The organism is Salinifilum ghardaiensis, assembly GCF_054491345.1.
This window is the reverse complement of the sequence record NZ_CM137101.1, coordinates 4029232-4046865: the sequence shown is the minus strand read 5'-3', so window position 1 is coordinate 4046865 and position 17634 is coordinate 4029232. Positions and strand designations below refer to the sequence as shown.

The following is a 17634-nucleotide window of genomic DNA, read 5'->3' as shown; positions in this document are numbered from 1 at the left end:
GTCAGCGGCCGCGTCGCCGCCCCGGTGCGGTCGGTAGCCTCGGTGCGACGAGCGGACGCGGGCAAGCGGAGCACGACGTCACAGCGGTGCGGGGCGCCGCAGCGGGACGAGGAAGGACGCGGTGTGGCCGACGAGCGGATGCAGATCGGCGAGGTGGCGGAACGCACGCAGCTGTCCCTGCGCACGATCCGCTACTACGAAGAGGTCGGCCTGGTCGTGCCCAGCGCGCGCAGCCAGGGCGGGTTCCGCCTGTACACCGAGCCCGACGTGCAGCGGCTGCTGCTGATCAAGCGGATGAAACCGCTGGGCTTCCAGCTGGGCGAGATGCGCGAGCTGCTCGCCATCCTCGACCCCGCACCGGGCGGTCCCGAACTCGACGACACCGCCGAGCGGCTCGCCGAGTTCGCCGGGAACGCGGAGGAGTCCTGCGCGGACCTGCGCGAACAGCTCCGCGACGGCGAGGAGTTCGCCGCTCTGCTCAAGGCGTACGTGGAGATCGCGCGGCGCGGCACGTGGCCCGCGCACATCCACCGCGACTGAGGGGGTCCGCGGACTGGTCGGCGCAGGTGCCGCACCTCCCGGGCCGCTGTGACGCGGCTCGCGACGTGATCCGGCGCTCATCGGGCGGGTGGGGGAGTGCGCCGCCCCGCGAGCGTTGTCTAACGTCAGGGAAGAGTTGCGGCCGTTGCGGCCTCGCGCCGCTCGGCCTCTGGGGTCACCGACGCCCCCGGCCTTCGACCGCGAAACCGAGGAGCGTCCATGCGTACCGAGCAGGGTGTGATCCGGCCGATCTGAGCCGTCACCCGTGACCGCCCGGGTGGACGGGAGTCCCGTCCCCGTCACGTCTGCCTTCTCCCCGCGCGCCGCCGCGGTGGGCACATCGCGCCGTGAGAACGGCGCCCGAGCACGTCAGGTTGAGTTGTGTCGAACACTGTGTCTTTGTCCCGTCTGCGCGGGGTGCGCCCCGCGTGGTTGTCCCCGAAAGTCGCCCGCACCGAGATCCTCGCGGGGCTGGTCGTCGCGCTGGCGCTGATCCCCGAGGCGATCTCGTTCTCGATCATCGCCGGTGTCGACCCGAGCGTGGGGCTGTTCGCCTCCTTCGTGATGGCGGTGGTGATCTCCGTCGTGGGCGGGCGCAGCGCGATGATCTCCGCCGCCACCGGCGCGGTCGCGCTCGTGCTGGCCCCGCTCGTGCACGAGCACGGGCTCGGCCACCTGCTCGCCGCGGTGGTCCTCGGCGGGGTGTTCCAGGTGCTCCTGGGATCGATCGGGGTGGCGCGGCTGATGCGGTTCATCCCGCGCAGCGTCATGGTCGGCTTCGTCAACGCGCTGGCCATCATGATCTTCATGGCCCAGGTGCCGGAGCTCGTCGACGTTCCCTGGCAGGTGTACCCGCTGTTCACCGCCGGGCTCGCGCTCATGGTGCTGCTCCCGCGGCTGACCAAGGCCGTCCCGGCGCCGCTGGTGTCCATCGTGGGGCTGACCGCGTTCACCGTCGCCGCCGGCATCGCGGTCCCCGCGGTCGGCGACAAGGGCGAGCTCCCGAACTCCCTCCCGGTGCCCGGGATCCCCGAGGTTCCATTCACTGTGGACACCCTGACGACCGTCTCTCCCTACGCGCTGGCGTTCGCGCTCGTGGGGCTCATGGAGTCGTTGATGACCGCCAAGCTCGTCGACGACCTCACCGACACCCACTCGAACAAGACCCGCGAGTCCATCGGCCAGGGCGTGGCGAACATCGTCACCGGCGTCTTCGGCGGCATGGGCGGCTGCGCGATGATCGGCCAGACCATGATCAACGTGAAGAGCGGGGCCCGCACGCGGCTCTCCACGTTCCTGGCCGGGATCTTCCTGCTGATCCTGTGCCTGGCGCTCGGACCGGTCGTCTCGCAGATCCCGATGGCCGCGCTGGTGGCCGTGATGGTGCTCGTGGCCTTCGGCACCTTCGACTGGCACAGCATCCACCCGCGGACGCTGCGCCGGATGCCGCTCGGCGAGACCACCGTCATGGTGGCGACCGTGGTCGTCGTCGTCGCCACCCACAACCTCGCCATCGGCGTGGTCGTCGGCAGCATCACGGCCATGGTCCTCTTCGCCCGCCGCGTCGCCCACCTCGTCGAGGTCACCGCGAGCGAGGACCCCGAGGGCGGTCAGATCGTCTACGCGGTCACCGGCGAGCTGTTCTTCGCCTCCAGCAACGACCTCGTCTACCAGTTCGACTACGCCGGCGATCCGCAGCACGTGGTCATCGACATGACCGACGCGCACATCTGGGACGCCTCCACGGTCGCCTCCCTGGACGCGGTGACCACGAAGTACGAGGCGCACGGCAAGACCGTGGAGATCGTCGGGCTCAACGAGCGCAGCGAGGCCATGCACACCAAGCTCACCGGTGAGCTCGCCGGCAGCCACTAGCAGGAGGGGCGGGCATCGCGCCCCACGAGCGCGGTGCCCGACCCGCGGGGGCGGCGGTGCGCGGCCGCTCCCCCGGTCCTGCGCCTCAGCCGCGGGCGGGCCCGGTGGACTCGCGGACGACCAGGCCGGGCCGGAACACGCGACCGGAGCTCGGGGAGGACCCCGCCGGCTCGTCAACGTCGAGCTGGCGGGCGAGGTCGTCCACCGCCGCGGCGGCCATGTCGTCGATCGGCTGCGCCAACGTGGTCAGCGCGGGTTGGCAGTAGGAGGCCAGCGGGATGTCGTCGAAGCCGACCACCGACACGTCCTCCGGAACGGACGACCCGCGGTGGTGGGCTTCCCGCATCGCGCCCAGCGCCATCACGTCCGAGGAGCACAGCACCGCGGTCGGGCCGGAGCCGGACAGCAGTTCGCCCATCGCCGCGGCTCCTCCCGCGGCACCGAAGGGCGCGTGCGCGACGAGTCCCGGTTCCGGTTCCACCTCGGCCTCCTCCAGCGCGGCCGTCCACCCGGCGCGCTTCAACCGGGAGGGCAGCGCCCGCGCCGGTCCGCTGACCAACCCGATCCGCCGGTGCCCCAGCTCGAGCAGGTGGCGAGCGGCGGTGTAGCCGGCGAGCTGCTCGTCGACGGCGATGTCGGGGACGTCCACGGTGGGGGCGCCGCCGTTGACGAACACCATCCGCACGCCTTCGGTCCGCAGCTTCTCGTAGTACGTGCGGCTGCGGTGCTCGCCGCCGTCCGGAGTGGCGATCGCAGGGGACACGAAGATCATGCCTTCCACGCCGCGGGCGACCAGCATCCGCACGTGGTCCTTCTCGGACATCGCGGCGCGCGTGTTGCACAGCACCGAGGCGTAGCCCGCCAGTGAGGCGCGCCGCTCCAGGGCTTCGGCGAAGGCCGGGAAGACCGGGTTGGACAGTTCCGGCACCAGCAGGCCGATCACTCCGGTGCGCCGCAGCGCCCCGGAACCGCGCGCGGTGTGCGGCGTCCGGTTGACCACCTCGAGCACGCGTTGGCGCGTCTCCTCCTTGATCCCCGGACGCCGGTTGAGCACGCGGCTCACCGTGGAGGTGCTCACCCCCGCCTTCCGGGCGATCTCGGCCAAATCAGCCACGTTCCGCTCCCGTCGCACCGTCGCCGACCGCTCCCGCGCCGTTCCCGAGCGGGACGGTTCCGCGAGGGCTCCCCACCGGCCCGATTGTGCGGGTGCCGCCCTGCGCCGCGAAACGGCCTCGTGCTGAGCGGATTCCGGGCGTGCTCGGCTGGACCGCGGGGCGGTGGCCACGACCGGTTGCCGGCAGCGGCGCAGCCGTGCGCGCTCGCCGGGGCGCGGAGTCCGCTCCGGGCGGGGGCCGCAGCGGACGCGGGGCGCGCGGGCCGATCCGGCGGAACCGCCCGGAAGAGCCCGCGCGCCGCGGGGTCAGGCCGGCTTCTCCCCGGTGTGCAGCGCGATCCCGGAGTCGGGTGCGGCGGTGGCGGTGAACGTGCCGTCCGCACCGACCTCGACGGAGCGACCGGTGCACCGGCCTCCCGCGGCCTCACCGGTCATCACGTCGCAGTACGTCCCCGCCGGCAACGAGGTCTGGAACGTCCGCGACAGCTCGCCGGCCTCCCGGTTGAACACCGCGAAACCGGACTCGCCGCGCCCGAACGCGATCTGCCCGCCCCCGTTGTCCCACCAGTCGGTGAGACCGGTGCCCTGCACCTCGTTGTTGAATCCGACCGTTCCGGCGATGGTCCGCCGCCGCTGTTCGCACACCCACGCGTCGTCCGCGCAATCCGCGGGCAGCGTCGTCCCGTCGGCTCGCGCCGGCGGTCCGGCGTCGGGGTCGTCGAACGCGTAGCTGGACATCAGCCGCGGCGTTCCGTACGGGTAGGCCAGCGTGAAGGCGTTGGCCAGGTCGTAGGCGGCGCCGTCCTCGTAGGTCAGCGTCGGTGAGGTGCGCTGCGTGTCGTGGTTGTCGACGAAGGCCACGGCCTGCTCGCTCGGCAACGGCATCGAGTCGGGCAGGTTCGCCAGCTGCGCCAGCGATCCGTCCGCGAACGCGTTGCTGACCTCGCCCTGGTAGGCGAACTCGGTCACGTCGCCGTTGCCCGCGTACTCCCCGGCCCTCGTCGTGCCGTCCGCGATGACCTCCTGGTACACGTAGGGCTTCTGGCCGGTCCCCGGAACGTCCCGCAGGGAGCCGAAGACCGCTGCGACGTCCTCGGGCGGCATGTGCTTGGCACCGTCCACCCGGAACCCGGACACGCCGAGCCCCACCAGCTCGTCGAGGTAGTCGATCTGGGTGCTGCGCACGTGTTCGGACTCCGTCGCCAGGTCGGCCAGGCCGACGAGCTCGCAGTTGCGCACTTCCTCCTTGTCGTCGTAGTTCTCGATGTCCCGGCGGCAGGCGTGGAAGTCCTCGTCCCCGTAGGTGCCGGGGTAGTCGTACTTCTCGTAGGCCGAACCGCCGCTGCCCGGGCCGCTGTCGACCGACCCGGAACCGGTCATGTGGTTGACCACCGCGTCGACGTAGACCTCGACCCCGGCGGTGTTGCAGGTCCGCACCATCGAGGCGAACGCGGCGCGGTCACCGCGGCGCGAGTCCAGCTCGTAGCTGACCGGCTGGTAGTCCTGGTACCAGGGATGGCCCTCGTCCTCGAGCACGACGTGCTCCTGCGGCGGCGAAACCTGGACGGCGCCGAAACCCTCGGGGCCGAGGAAGTCCGCGCACTCCTGCGCGACGGACTCCCAGGGCCACTGGAACATCTGGATGATCGGCCCCTCCACCGGTGCGGTGGCGGGGGTCTGGCCGGGCTCGGGCTGCTGGGCGGTCGCGGCGGGCACCAGGGACGTGCCCGCGAGCGCGGTGGCGAGTGCCAGCAGGGGTAATCGCATGCCAACCTCCTCTGCTCCGAAGCGGTAGCGCACATCACAATTTCTTTCACCGATAAAGTCAATACTCCATTGGTGACAGCTTTGAGCTGCAACGAAGGATGCAATTTCTTGCAAATCAGATTGCAAGGAGCGTCGGTGCCGCCGTGCTCACCTGCGAGCTCAGCGGAGTTCCGGGAGATCACCGAAGCGGTACCGGCGACGGGCGGGACCGGGCGGAGGGTCGACCAGCGCCGGCGGGACGTCGGGGTGGCGGTGCTCGGCCGGTGCGGTCCGCGCTCTCCGCGCGGGCGCGGGACGGCGCTGCGCAGCTCCGCGGGGCGTTGCGCGGCACCGCGGACCGGCGCGGGGTGGGAGGGGCCTCGGCCCGCGGGTGCTACTTGAAGACCTCGCCCTCCGGCAGGCTCGAGCCGAGGACGTTCGCGAGGTCCTGCAGTGGAGCGCTGCCCGAACCGGCGGGCAGGGTCAGCGCCACGTAGACCGACCGGTCCACGGCGAGCCACGTGGTGTCTCCGGCCTGGTTGATCTCCAGCCAGCGCACCCCGTTGACCTCGACCAGCGGCGAGGTCGGCCGCAACTCAGCGGGAGCGGGAACCCCGCAGCGCAGGGTGATCGGGTCGTGGTCCGCATCGCCCCAGGCCACGGCGCCGTCCGGGGCGGGTTGGGCGATCGCGCGCCGCGGCACCTGCTGACCGCCGATCTCGAGCGACTCCGGCAGCGCCTCCACCACCCGGGCGCACTCGGGGCCGCCGGCAGCGGGCGCGGGCACGGGCGGCATCGCCAGCGGGCCGGAACGCCGCGCCTGCTCGGCCCGCTCGACGGCCTGCTGGCGCTGGTGCTCGGTGTATCGGGAGTAGGCGCCCAGCCCCGCCACGACCAGGGCCAGCACCGCGCTCAGCGCGATCGCCGCGATCAAGGCAGGTTTGGGGATTCCGGACACCGTCTGCTCGCGCACGCACCCACTACAGCATCGCAGGCCGGCCACCGCGCACACCCCCCGGACGGATGCGCGGTGGGCAACACCCCAGCAGCCGGCCGCCGGGCTCAGAGGTGGACGATCGGGCAGGTGAGCGTGCGCGTGATGCCGCTGACGTTCTGGATGCGCGCGACCACCATCTTGCCCAGCTGGTCGACGTTCTCGGACTCGGCGCGCACGATGACGTCGTACGGACCGGTGACGTCCTCGGCGGTGAGGACGCCGGGCATGCCGGCGATCTCCGAGGCGACGTCGGCGGCCCTGCCGACCTCGGTCTGGATGAGGATGTACGCCTGTACCACGGTGTGCCCTTTCCGCTCGTCCCTGCACTCGGGTAGGAAACTGGCAGCGTAGTACCCCACTGCCCCGAGCCGATACTCGAGGAAGGACGGTTTCCGTTGGGGCCCGATGCGACGGAGAACACGCGCACGATCGCTGAGCTCGGTGAGTTCGACCTGATCTCCCGGGTGGCGGCGGGGCGCTCCCAGTCGGAGGCGACCCTGCTGGGACCCGGCGACGACGCGGCCGTGCTCGCGGCCCCCGGCGGCAGCGTCGTCGCCGGCACCGACGTCCTCGTCGACGGCGTGCACTTCCGGCTCGACTGGTCCACGCCGCACCAGGTCGGCCGCAAGGCCGCGGCGGTCAACCTCTCCGACATCGCCGCGATGGGGGCCGAGCCGACCGGACTGCTCGTCGGCCTCGCCTGCCCCGCGGACACGCCGCTCGACCTGGTCGACGGCCTCTCCGCCGGGCTGGCGGAGGAAGGCGGGAAGGTCGGAGTCGGCGTGATCGGCGGGGACATGGTCTCCTCCAGCGTGCTCACCCTCTCCGTCACGGCCCTCGGCGACCTGCGCGGGCGGGAACCCGTCACCCGCGCCGGTGCGCGCCCGGGCGACGTGCTCGCCGTCGCCGGGCGGCTCGGCTGGTCCGCGGCCGGGTACGCGGTGCTCGCGCGCGGGTTCCGCTCGCCGCTGGCCGTCGTCGGCGCCCACCGCGTCCCCGAACCGCCCTACGACGCCGGTCCGCAGGCCGCAGCAGCCGGCGCCACGTCCATGGTGGACATCTCCGACGGACTGCTGGCCGACCTCGGCCACGTGGCAGCGGCGTCCGATGTGGCCATCGACGTGCGGTCCGAACTGCTCGACGTGCCGCACCGGTTGAGCGAGGTCGCCTCGGCGCTCGGCGCCGACGCGCGGACCTGGGTGCTCACCGGAGGGGAGGACCAGGCGCTCGCTGCCACGTTCCCCGCCGGGTCGGCGGTGCCCGGAGGGTGGCGCGTGCTCGGCGAGGTCGCCGAAGGCAGCGGGGTCACCGTCGACGGGGCGGAGTTCGACGCGGAATCCGGTTGGCAGCACTGGCGTTAGGGAGTCCGGTCGCGCCCAGCGCGAGGGCTCGCCGGGGTGCCCGGCGCTCCCCGGCCACCCACCCGCGACGGCCCGTCCGCGGACTCCCTAAGCTGGCGAGCATGGCAGCACGTCCTCTGCACGAACAGATCGAGGCCGGGTGGGCCGAGGCGCTCGAGCCCGTGGCCGACCGCATCGCCGAGATGGGCGCGTTCCTGCGCGACGAGGTCACCGCGGGGCGGACGTACCTGCCCGCCCCGGAGAACGTGCTCCGCGCCTTCCAGCAGCCGTTCCACGACGTGCGGGTGCTCATCGTCGGCCAGGACCCGTATCCCACGCCGGGGCACGCGGTGGGGTTGAGCTTCTCCGTGGCGCCGGACGTGCGCCCGCCGAAGAGCTTGGTCAACATCTTCCGCGAGTACGTCTCCGACCTGGGGCACCCGATGCCGTCGAGCGGCGATCTCACGCCGTGGGCGGAGCGCGGCGTGCTGCTGCTCAACCGGGCGCTGACCGTCGAACCGCACAAGCCCGGCTCGCACCGCGGACGCGGGTGGGAGGAAGTGACCGCCCAGGCCATCCGCGCGCTCGCCGGGCGCTCCGAACCGCTCGTCGCCGTGCTGTGGGGCCGGCACGCGCGCGAACTGCGCTCGCTCATGCCCGGCGTGGCCTGCGTCGAATCCCCGCACCCGAGCCCCATGTCGGCCGACCGCGGATTCTTCGGCTCGCGCCCGTTCAGCAAGGCCAACGAGCTGCTCGAGCAGCAGGGCGGCCGCCCCGTCGACTGGAAGCTCCCGTAGCCCCGGCGCGGGGGAGCCGAGCCCGCCGTTCAGGAGCTCGCCGCACGGCCCGGAGCGCAGCACCGCGCCCCGGTGCGCTGGGACGAACCGGGCGCTTGTCACCCGGTTCAGTGACTAGCGGGGCTGCGTCCGGCCAGTGCTGGAGGGAGGCTCCGTCCCGGACGTACATTGGAACAGACGGGGCCATCCGTAGCGTCAGTGCTGGTCACTGCGGGGAGAGGGCTCGTTATGGCAGCCGGGAGGACGCCCTTCGGCCTGCGGTTCCTGTTCCGCGGGGGGCGAGACCGCGCGAATCCGCTGTGGCGCGGCACGGACTGGTTCGAGCCGCTCGCGGTGGCGCTCCTGGTCGCGTTCCTCATCGGCGGCTTCGTCACCGCGATGTTCGTCGGTCAGCTGGAACTGGCCCGGGGGGTCGACCAGGCCCGGGCCGAGCAGAGCGCGAAGAACGAGGTCGCGGCGACGGTCGTCGCCCGCGCGCCGCAGGAGCGGGGCGTGGAGAGCGTGGCCGTACGGCTCGGCCGGGGCGACGACGCGCGGTTCGCCATCGTCGACGTGCCCCGCAACGTCGCATCGCGGCCCGAGGTGCCCGTCTGGGTCGACAGGTCCGGCGACATCACCAGCCCGCCCATGACCGAGGGCGATGCCGTCCAGGCAGCCGGGGTGACCGGCGCGTTCGTGGCCGTCGGCTTCGCGGTCACCGGTGCCCTCGGCTACGGCGCGGCGCGCTGGTACATCACGCGGCGGCGCCTGCACGCCTGGGAAGAGGAGTGGGAGAAGGTGGAACCGCGCTGGCGGGGTCAACCCAACTGACGCCCCGCGGACGCGAAAAACCCCGGGTCGGTCCGACCGGCCCGGGGTTTTTCGCACGAGATGCGGTTTCAGCCGCGCACGACCTTGCCCGCCTTCAGGCAGGAGGTGCACACGTTCATCCGCTTGCGCTGCGACAGACCGATCTTGGCGTGCACGGTCTGAATGTTCGGGTTCCACCGGCGCCTCGTCTTCCGGTGGGAGTGCGAGACCCAGTTGCCGAAGCCAGGTCCTTTGCCGCAGACGTCGCAGACGGCAGCCACGTCAGACACCCCTTCTTCGCGTTGACGGTTACAGCGATGAGAGCCACGCAAGCGACTCCCACTTGCGTGTGGTCTGTCACCCAGGGGTGACTGCGCTTGCTGTGTACCGCCGTTGGCGGCTAGGCGCCCCGAGTCCGGTTCCCACGGGAACGCGGTCGCCCTGGGTTTCGCCGCCCGGGACCGGATCAGTGTAGCTCACCGGGGTCCTCCCCCCGCGCGGCGGGTCCGTTGTCCCGGCGCACCGTGCTGTCCCGCGCAGCGTACCGCCCGCCCCGCCGCGGTGTGCAGCGGAGCGGTGCCACGTGCGAGCTGAGTCACTCGGTGCCGGCCTCCGACGGCTGAACGCCTGGCGCGGCCCGGCGGGCTACTAGGCTGCGGGGCGCACGACACGGACGAGGAGGGGCCGGTGCTGCGGACGCTGGACGTCTCCGCTGCTCGTCGCTGGATGGCGCGGACGGTGGGGCATCTCACCGACGAGCGTGCCGCCATCGACCGGATCAACGTCTACCCGGTCGCCGACGGGGACACCGGGACGAACCTGCTGCACACGGCCCGCGCCGGCTGGCGCGCCATGGCCCCGGTGGGGGCTGCTGACCTCGGGGCCGCCCTGGAGGCGGCGGCGAAGGGCGCGGTCGCGGGCGCGCGCGGAAACTCCGGCGTGCTGCTGGCCCAGGCGCTGCGCGGTTTCGCCGCGGCCTTCGGCGGGTGCGCCACCGGGGACGGAGCGGCGTTCGCCGCCGCGCTGCGGCAGGCGGACCGGGCGGCCGCCGCGGCCGTCGCGGAACCCGCGCAGGGCACGTTCCTGTCGGTGACCCGGGCCGCGGCCGAGGCCGCCGACCGCGGCGGTGAACTGGGCGGCGGCGAGCTGGCCGAGGTGGTGCGGGCGGCCACGGTGGCCGCGGTCGACGCGCTCGCCGCCACACCCGGCCAGCTGTCCGCGCTGCGGGAGTCGGGCGTGGTCGACGCCGGCGGGCGGGGGTTCGTGGTCCTGCTGGACGCGCTGCACGAAACCGTCTGCGACGGGCGGCGTCTCGCCGCCGAACCGCCCGGCGGTCCCGCTGCCGCGGAGGACGCGACCGAGGCGGGCGGGGCGGCGCCCGCCGGCGGTTTCGAGTACGAGGTGATGTACCTGCTGTCCGGGACCACCCCGGAGCGCGCCGAGCAGCTGCGGCAGCGCCTGGCCGAGCTCGGCGACTGCATCTCGGTGGCCGGGGACGGCGCGGAGTCCTGGGCGGTGCACGTGCACTGCGACGACATCGGCGCGGCGATCGAGTGCGGCATCGAGTCCGGCCGGGTGCACCGCATCTCCGTGACGCGGTTCGCCGACGCGACCCCGGCCGAACCCCCCGCCGGCGTGCGCAGCGCCGTCCTCGCCGGTGCGCCGAGCCCCTCGGTGGCCGAGCTGTTCACCGCCGAGGGCGTGCACGCGGTGCTCCTCGACGCCTCCGCGGGCGCCGCGCGCCTGGGCGCAGCCGTCCGGGAGACCGCGGCCACCCACGTGGTGCTGCTGCCGAACGACGCGGAGGTCGCCGCTGCGGCGGAGGCCGCGGCGCGCCAGGCCGAGCGCGAGGGGCAGGAGGTCGTGGTCGTGCCCACCGTCTCGCCGGTGCAGGGCTTGGCAGCGGTGGCCGTGCACGATCCGCACCGGCGGCGCTCGGACGATCACGTCGCCATGGCCGAGGCCGCCGCGGCGACCCGCCGCGGGGAGCTGCGCGTGGCCGACACCGAGGCGTTGACCTGGGTGGGCCGGTGCCGGCCCGGGGACGTGCTCGGCCTGGTGGACGGCGAGGTCGTGCTCATCGCCGCCGACCGGCTCAGCGGTGCGCGGGAGCTCGTCGACCGCGTGCTGGACACCGGCGGGGAACTGCTCAGCGCGCTCGTCGCCGACCCGGAGCTGGCGGAGGAGCTGGGCGGCCACCTGCGCCGGAGGCACCCCGAGGTCGAGTTCACCGCCCACAGCGCACCGGACCTGGACGCGGTGCTCCTGCTCGGCATCGAGTGAGGGCGCAGCTGCGGGGAGCGCGTTGGGCGGGGTCGGTCGCTGCGCGGCCGTGCCAGTGCTGCGTGGTTGCCCCGGAGGTGTACTGGTTCGCAGCTCAGTGCAATGTTCCCGGTGAGCACATGGCATCCATGAATGTGGCATCTGCGCTGGCAGAATGCCGGAAACGACCGTCAAGTTGAGCGAGCGAGGGCGCTGATCTTCGCCGCGAACTCGGTCGGGGTTCCGGTACCGAGCTCGTCGAGTACCGCGACGGCAGTCGGGTCGTCATCGAGGCCCGCCGGGACATGACGCGGCGCATGCAGGACATGGCAATCGCGGCGCGGGAGGAGGCCGGCGGTTCCGGCTCGGTGGTCGACGACCTCCTCGCGGAACGCCGGGCCGAGGCCGCGGAGGGATCCGCTGGCGAGTGCGCGGGGACTCGGCCTCGGTGACCGCGCTTTCCTCGCCGTGGGCGCGCGTCGGGAGATCGCGGTGGTGACGGCTGATCGTGCGTGCGAGCCGCTCGACGGGGCAGCCGTCGACGGACGCTGCGCTGCGCGTCGAGCTGCCGCTGGAGGGCGAGTTCCCCGCCGCCGGGATGTTCCCGCTGATCGTGTTCACCGGTGCCAACGCACCGACCACGGTGGCGCGGTTCCCGCGCGGCGAGGCGGTGCACTACCGGGAACGCGCGGTTGCCGGGTCGCGCGGTGTCGCAGCAAGGTCGGCAGCTGTTGGCGCACTTGCATGTTCCGGACGGCTCTGGTCGTGGTCGATGGTTGGCCAGGTGATCGCGGGACCGTCCAAGCGGAACTCCGGGACCTCCCGCGCGGTTCTGATACCGCTCCGCGCGCGCAGTTGCTCGAGCGTTGAGCCGCTGGTGCCGACGGCCTCATGTCTCGGTCGGAACTCCGAGTGCCACAGGCACAGCGTGAGCGCCGCGAAGAACGTGGCGGCCGCTGTGGTGAGTAGTACGTGTGCCGCGCTCAACGTGCACTCCTGTCGCAGTGGTCCTCGTGCCGATCCAGTTCACTGAGGTTGGCGGTGTACCAACCGCACCGGTAGCACGAGTGCGACAGCCGGCGGCGGTGCTCCTGTTCGGTCTCGTCTGGCCGTTTGGTCATGTGCGGTCGTGTTCCAGTAGTCATAGGTTCTCCCCGCATGCCGGAACTCTTGGAGGGATCGCGCTTCTGGTTACGGACTCGGGAATGCAAGCCGAATAGTTGTACATCTATTTGATGCGATCATGGCCGCGGCGTCAATAGATGTACATGTAATGCTTGTGTGGATCACTTGAAAGAGTTAGATCTATACTTATTCATGCGGAGTAGATGGAAGGTCGGCGCACATGGGAACCGGGTACAAGGAGGTCGCTGCGGATCTCCGCGCAGCGCTCGAGAGTGGGCAGTACCCACCTGGATCGACCCTTCCGAAGCAGCGCGAGCTTGCCGAGACCTACGGCGTGAACCTCGGCACGATCCGCAAGGCCGTTGCAGCACTGGAGTCAGAAGGGCTCGTCACGCCGGTGCGTCGCCGCGGCACGGTCGTGCGCAGCCGTCCCCCGATGCGCAGGCTCGGTGCTGAACGCTACGCGAAGAGCAAGTGGAAGTTCGGCGGAGTGGTTGCCTTCGCCGCTGACCGCGAGGCTTCCGGCCGAGCGTGGAAATCGGGCGACCAGACCAACGAGGTCCGGAGTACCAGTGCCGACAGCGCGGTCGCCGAAGCGCTCGACATCAGCGCCGGTGAACCCGTGTACGAACGGACGCGCCTCGTGAAGGACAACGGCAGGCCCACGCACACGCTCACGAGTTACTACCGGCCTGAGGACGTCGAAGGCACTCCGCTCACGGACCCGGCACCGGGGCCTGCGGGACAGGGCGGTGGCTTCGCGATCCTCGCCCTCCAGGGGCTCGAGCCGGATGTGGTCACCGAAACCGTGTACTCGCGGATGCCGACCCCGGAGGAATCGGAAATCCTCGAACTGCCACCGGGCGAACCCGTGATGATCCTGCACAGAACGACGGCCACGGCCGGGGGCAGGGTTGTGGAGTTCGCCCGCGGGGTGCACGCCGCGTCCCGGTTCGCGTGGACCTACACGTTCAACATCCCGGACTGATCGAGTTGTGCGAGGACGCCGTGGGGACACCGGTACCGGCCATTCCGGAGGAGCTGCGCGCGGACGTCGAGCGCCTGTGGCGCTATCACGACCTCGGGCACGAGCCGCGGCCGTGCGACGCGGGGGTCGGCCTGGGCAGCCACGACCCCGGGGTCGCCGATCATACCGCCGAGCTGTACGCCGCCGGGATGTTCCCGCTGATCGTGTTCACCGGTGCCAACGCACCGACCACGGTGGCGCGGTTCCCGCGCGGCGAGGCGGTGCACTACCGGGAACGCGCCCTCGCCCGCGGGGTGCCCGACTCGGCCGTGCTCGTCGAACCCGCTGCGACGAACACCGGGGAGAACATCGCGTTCACCCGCGACCTGCTCGCCGCGCGGGACCACCAGGTCGCTTCGGTGCTGCTGGTCTGCCGCCCGTACCAGCAGCGCCGCGCCTTCGCCACGGCCCGCGAGGTCTGGCCCGAGGTGGAAGTCGTGTGCAGCTCGCAGCGGCTCGCGCTGGACGACTACGTCCGCTCGGTCGGCGACGCCGAGCGGGTCGTGTCCATGCTCGTCGGCGACACCCAGCGGATCACCCGCTACGCCGAGCTCGGGTTCGCCGCGCCGCAGGAGGTGCCCGCCGAGGTCGACCGGTCGTACCGGCGCCTGGTCGAGGCGGGCTACACCGCACGGTTGCTCCCGTGAGAGGGCCCGGAAACCGCAGGGCCCCGTGGCCCGCGGCGGGGTCGTTGCGCTGCCCGCCGCACACTGCTCGACGAATGGGCCTGCGCCCAGCCCTGCAGCACCGAGACCAACGGCGCGCAGCCTTGCCCACCTGGCTGCACGGCTACAACCACCACCGCCACCACACCAGCACCGGCGGCCCACCCATCAGCCGCGTACCCGACCTCACGGGGCAGTGCCGCTACTCGTCCACCTCGACCGAGGTGCGGGGCTTCCCCTCCTGGCACTGCACGGACACGTCCACGTCCCGCTCGTCGGACTCGAAGGTGATCTCCGCCTCGTCGGCCGGGTCGTCCTGGACGTCGTCGGCCTGGAACCCCTGCGCCGGGCTCCAGGACAGCAGCGAGGCCTGCCCGGCCTCGTCGCAGCCGGCCACCACGGTCCCGCCCGGGGTGCGTTCGACGTGGCGCTCCTGCGGCCGATCGCTCGGCCCCTCGGGCGCGGGGTCCGCCTGCGCGGGCGGCGCGGGGCGGGCCAGCTCCGCTTCGACCTCGCTCGGATCGGTCATCGGCGGTCCCGGGGCGAGGATGCCGCGCCCGAGGGCGGAGACGGCGACGAGGCCGACCGCGACCGCGACAGCGGCGGCGGCCAACCAACCCACCACCGCCAGGGCGGTGCGCGCGACGCGGGTGGGGCGAGCCATGGTGTCCACTATGCCAAGCCGTGGCCCGCGAGCCGAGCGGGCTACGGTGCGGTGCGTGGCGCAAGTGTTGTTGGTCGAGGACGACGCGACCATTCGCAGCTCGTTGAGCAAGGCGTTGCACGAACTCGGGCACGCCGTCACCTCGGCGGCGACCGCCATGCACGGGCTGAACCAGGTGGTGGCGCAGAACCCGGACGTGGTGGTGCTCGACATCGGCCTGCCCGATCTGGACGGGCGGGAGATGCTGCGCATGCTCCGCGCGGTCAGCCGCGTGCCGGTCGTGGTGGCCACGGCCCGCGGTGCGGAGGACGAGATCGTGGAGGTGCTGGACTCGGGCGCTGACGACTACGTCGTCAAACCGTTCGGGGCCGGTCAGCTGGACGCGCGCATCCGCGCGGTGCTGCGGCGCGGCGGGGAGCGCCCGGCTCCCGAGGTCCTGGTCGTGGGCGGACTGCGCCTCGACCCCGCCTCGCGCACGGCCACATTGGACGGTGCGGTGCTGGAGCTGACCCCGCGGGAGTTCGACGTGCTGCACTACCTCGCCCTGCGCCCCGGGCAGGTGGTGAGCAAGCGGGAGCTGCTCACCGAGGTGTGGCAGCTGCCCTACGGCGGAGCGGACAAGACCGTGGACGTGCACCTGTCGTGGATGCGGCGCAAGCTCGGGGAGACCGCGAAGAACGCGCGGTACCTGCACACGGTGCGCGGGGTGGGCGTGCGGCTGGGCACCCCCGAGGAGCAGGGGGGTGCCTCCTGATGCGGCGGCGGATCGCGCTGCTCGTCGTGGCCACCACCGTGCTCGTGGTGGTGGCCTTCCTCATCCCGCTGGCCGTGCTGGCGCGCACCGTGGCCTTCGACAGGGCGGTCAACGACGCGACCGTGCAGGCGCAGGCGCTCACCTCGGTGGTGTCCACCGCGGATCCGCGCGTGCTGGAGCTCAGCGTCCAGCAGGCCAACGCCGAGGGGCGGTTCCCGGTCACCGTCTTCCGCGGTGACGGCACGCAGCTCGGCGCGGAGTCCGAGCGCACTCCGGCGGTGCGGCTGGCCGAGCGGGGCCGCAGCCTCACCGTGGACACCGAGGACGGCGTGGAAGTGGTGGTGTCGGTGGGCGACGCCGCCGGCGGTCGGGCGGTCATCCGCACCGCGGTCAGCGAGGCGGAGCTCATGCGCGGGGTGCACCGCGCGTGGCTGCTGCTGGCCGGTCTGGGCGCGGCGCTGTCGGCGCTGAGCGTGCTCGTCGCCGACCGGATGGCGCGCGGTCTCGTGCGTCCGACGCGGGAGCTCGCCGGGGTGTCGCACCGGCTGGCGTCCGGGGAGCTGGACGCGCGCGCCCGGGTCCAGGCCCCGCAGGAGATGCGCGACGTCGGCACCGCGCTGAACCACCTGGCCGCCCGGATCCGCGAGCTGCTCGCCGAGGAACGCGAGCGCGCCGCGGACCTGTCCCACCGGCTGCGCACGCCGCTGATGTCGCTGCGGCTGGACGCCGAAGCGCTGTCCGACCCGGACGAGTCGCAGCGGATCACCGACCACGTGGACGCGCTGCAGCGCGCGGTCACCAGGATCATCGATGAGGCGGGGCGGCGCAGCGGCACCTCCACCGGCGAGGTCGCGGAGCACTGCGACGCGGCCGCCGTCGTGTCCGAGCGGGTGTCCTTCTGGTCGGTGCTCGCCGAGGACACCGACCGCGAGGTGCGCACCGACCTCGCCGCGGGGCCGCTGCCGGTCGCGGTCAGCGGGGCGGACCTGGCCGCGTGCGTGGACGCGCTGCTCGGCAACGTCTTCGGCCACACCGAGGACGGGGTCGGGTTCTCCGTGACGCTGGCGCCCGGGGACGGCGTGGTGCTGCTGGTGGTCGACGACGAGGGCGCGGGTTTCCCGACCTCGGACACCGGTCCGCTGCGGCGCGGGGCCAGCGGGAGCGGGTCGAGCGGTCTGGGCCTGGACATCGTCCGCCGCGCCGCCGTCGACTCGGGTGGCGGTGTGCGCCTGGAGCAGGCGCCCGGCGGAGGTGCCCGCGTGACCGTCGAGCTCGGGCGAGCAGCTTCGTGACCTGCGATGACGCTTTTTAACTTTTTCTTAGCGCTCGAGTAGCGCCCGGTTAGTCGCACCGCTGGGAACGTCGTGGTCGACGGCGACGCGAAGACGCGGAGCCCGATGGAAGGACACGTGGAAAGGCACGGCGTGATGGGCAACAAGAAGCTGATCGGAGCGGTCGCGGTTACCGGCGGAGTGCTGGCGCTGGGCAGCACGGCGGTCGCGTTCGCAGGCGACGGGGGCCAGAACGGAGGTCAGCCCGCCGAAGTCCGCCCGGCGTCGGCGCAGCAGCAGTCCGACCAGCCCTACACCGGACCGGACCCCGATGAGATCTACACCGGCCCGGGCGAGCACTACACCGGGCCCGACCCGGACGAGATCCGCACCGGTCCGGACGCGGACCGGGCGCACCCCCACCGGGGCAACCCGTGGCCCGAGCACTGCTCGACCGGGCAGCCCTCGGTCGACGAGAAGCAGGCCGAGCGGATCGCGCTGAAGAAGGTGCCCGGCGCGAGCGTCACCGAGATCGACCTCGACCGCTGCTACGGCGTGGAGTGGGAGCTCGACCTCCGCAAGGGCAACACCGAGTACGAGGTCGAGATCAACGCGGACAACGGGCAGATCGTCTCCTTCGAGGAGGACACCGACGACTGAGCCGAACC

Annotated in this window: 18 protein-coding genes and 1 pseudogene; 13 read left to right on the top strand and 6 right to left on the bottom strand. The window is 72.5% G+C overall.

Translation table 11 applies throughout. The features are described 5' to 3' along the window. Positions 1–138: 138 nt before the first annotated feature. On the top strand, positions 139–540 hold the full coding sequence (locus ACVGV0_RS18435) for a MerR family transcriptional regulator (RefSeq protein ID WP_459160055.1): 402 nt from the start codon (positions 139–141) through the stop codon (positions 538–540). Between the two features lie 399 nt (positions 541–939). Beyond that, on the top strand, positions 940–2415 hold the full coding sequence (locus tag ACVGV0_RS18430) for a SulP family inorganic anion transporter (protein WP_459156943.1): 1476 nt from the start codon (positions 940–942) through the stop codon (positions 2413–2415). A gap of 85 nt (positions 2416–2500) precedes the next feature. Here ACVGV0_RS18430 and ACVGV0_RS18425 read toward each other — a convergent pair whose 3' ends face one another. The 4 genes from ACVGV0_RS18425 to ACVGV0_RS18410 form a co-directional block, all read right to left on the bottom strand. Next, positions 2501–3529 carry a LacI family DNA-binding transcriptional regulator gene (locus ACVGV0_RS18425; protein WP_459156942.1) on the bottom strand — a complete coding sequence of 343 codons (1029 nt, stop codon included), beginning with the start codon at positions 3527–3529 and terminating at the stop codon, positions 2501–2503. Positions 3530–3835: 306 nt separating this feature from the next. Continuing rightward, a complete protein-coding gene (locus tag ACVGV0_RS18420; RefSeq protein WP_459156941.1) occupies positions 3836–5296 on the bottom strand; it encodes an alpha-amylase in 1461 nt (486 codons plus the stop codon). A 373-nt stretch (positions 5297–5669) separates the two neighbouring features. Beyond that, the gene (locus tag ACVGV0_RS18415; RefSeq protein ID WP_459156940.1) at positions 5670–6248 is read right to left on the bottom strand and encodes a DUF3515 domain-containing protein; all 579 of its coding nucleotides are present in this window, start codon (positions 6246–6248) and stop codon (positions 5670–5672) included. 89 nt (positions 6249–6337) lie between these two features. Beyond that, positions 6338–6571: an Lrp/AsnC ligand binding domain-containing protein gene (locus ACVGV0_RS18410; protein ID WP_459156939.1), complete on the bottom strand. Its 234-nt coding sequence runs from the start codon at positions 6569–6571 to the stop codon at positions 6338–6340. A gap of 96 nt (positions 6572–6667) precedes the next feature. On the opposite strand from ACVGV0_RS18410, the gene ACVGV0_RS18405 reads away from it, so the two are divergent. From ACVGV0_RS18405 to ACVGV0_RS18395, 3 genes are all read left to right on the top strand, one after another. Next, a complete protein-coding gene (locus ACVGV0_RS18405) occupies positions 6668–7633 on the top strand; it encodes a thiamine-phosphate kinase (protein ID WP_459156938.1) in 966 nt (321 codons plus the stop codon). Positions 7634–7734: 101 nt separating this feature from the next. After that, positions 7735–8409, top strand: coding sequence for a uracil-DNA glycosylase (locus ACVGV0_RS18400; RefSeq protein WP_459156937.1), 675 nt, complete (start codon positions 7735–7737; stop codon positions 8407–8409). A 228-nt stretch (positions 8410–8637) separates the two neighbouring features. Next, positions 8638–9219, top strand: a complete 582-nt coding sequence (locus ACVGV0_RS18395) for an Rv1733c family protein (RefSeq protein WP_459156936.1) — start codon at positions 8638–8640, stop codon at positions 9217–9219. Between the two features lie 68 nt (positions 9220–9287). Here the strand turns inward: ACVGV0_RS18395 and rpmB are convergent, their stop codons facing one another. Beyond that, a complete protein-coding gene (gene rpmB, locus ACVGV0_RS18390) occupies positions 9288–9479 on the bottom strand; it encodes a 50S ribosomal protein L28 (RefSeq protein ID WP_459160054.1) in 192 nt (63 codons plus the stop codon). A gap of 406 nt (positions 9480–9885) precedes the next feature. On the opposite strand from rpmB, the gene ACVGV0_RS18385 reads away from it, so the two are divergent. The 5 genes and pseudogenes from ACVGV0_RS18385 to ACVGV0_RS18365 all read left to right on the top strand — a co-directional run bounded on the left by ACVGV0_RS18385 (position 9886) and on the right by ACVGV0_RS18365 (position 14259). Continuing rightward, a complete protein-coding gene (locus tag ACVGV0_RS18385) occupies positions 9886–11481 on the top strand; it encodes a DAK2 domain-containing protein (protein ID WP_459156935.1) in 1596 nt (531 codons plus the stop codon). Between the two features lie 296 nt (positions 11482–11777). Beyond that, on the top strand, positions 11778–11912 hold the full coding sequence (locus ACVGV0_RS18380) for a hypothetical protein (RefSeq protein ID WP_459156934.1): 135 nt from the start codon (positions 11778–11780) through the stop codon (positions 11910–11912). A 140-nt stretch (positions 11913–12052) separates the two neighbouring features. Beyond that, positions 12053–12154 (top strand): annotated as a pseudogene (locus ACVGV0_RS18375) (YdcF family protein); the annotation flags it as partial. Between the two features lie 651 nt (positions 12155–12805). Then, on the top strand, positions 12806–13573 hold the full coding sequence (locus ACVGV0_RS18370; protein WP_459156933.1) for a GntR family transcriptional regulator: 768 nt from the start codon (positions 12806–12808) through the stop codon (positions 13571–13573). Positions 13574–13593: 20 nt separating this feature from the next. Then, the gene (locus ACVGV0_RS18365; RefSeq protein ID WP_459156932.1) at positions 13594–14259 is read left to right on the top strand and encodes a YdcF family protein; all 666 of its coding nucleotides are present in this window, start codon (positions 13594–13596) and stop codon (positions 14257–14259) included. A gap of 220 nt (positions 14260–14479) precedes the next feature. On the opposite strand, the gene ACVGV0_RS18360 is transcribed toward ACVGV0_RS18365, so the two are convergent. Further along, positions 14480–14941, bottom strand: coding sequence for a hypothetical protein (locus ACVGV0_RS18360; RefSeq protein WP_459156931.1), 462 nt, complete (start codon positions 14939–14941; stop codon positions 14480–14482). A 55-nt stretch (positions 14942–14996) separates the two neighbouring features. Here ACVGV0_RS18360 and ACVGV0_RS18355 point away from each other — a divergent pair, with 55 nt between their 5' ends. The 3 genes from ACVGV0_RS18355 (at position 14997) to ACVGV0_RS18345 (ending at position 17626) form a co-directional block, all read left to right on the top strand. Continuing rightward, positions 14997–15695, top strand: a complete 699-nt coding sequence (locus tag ACVGV0_RS18355) for a response regulator transcription factor (protein WP_459156930.1) — start codon at positions 14997–14999, stop codon at positions 15693–15695. Beyond that, positions 15695–16987 carry a sensor histidine kinase gene (locus ACVGV0_RS18350; RefSeq protein WP_459156929.1) on the top strand — a complete coding sequence of 431 codons (1293 nt, stop codon included), beginning with the start codon at positions 15695–15697 and terminating at the stop codon, positions 16985–16987. The genes ACVGV0_RS18355 and ACVGV0_RS18350 overlap by 1 nt, the downstream gene beginning before the upstream one ends. A gap of 105 nt (positions 16988–17092) precedes the next feature. Then, entirely contained in the window at positions 17093–17626 is a 534-nt protein-coding gene (locus ACVGV0_RS18345) for a PepSY domain-containing protein (RefSeq protein WP_459156928.1), read from the top strand. The last annotated feature ends 8 nt before the right edge of the window (positions 17627–17634 follow it).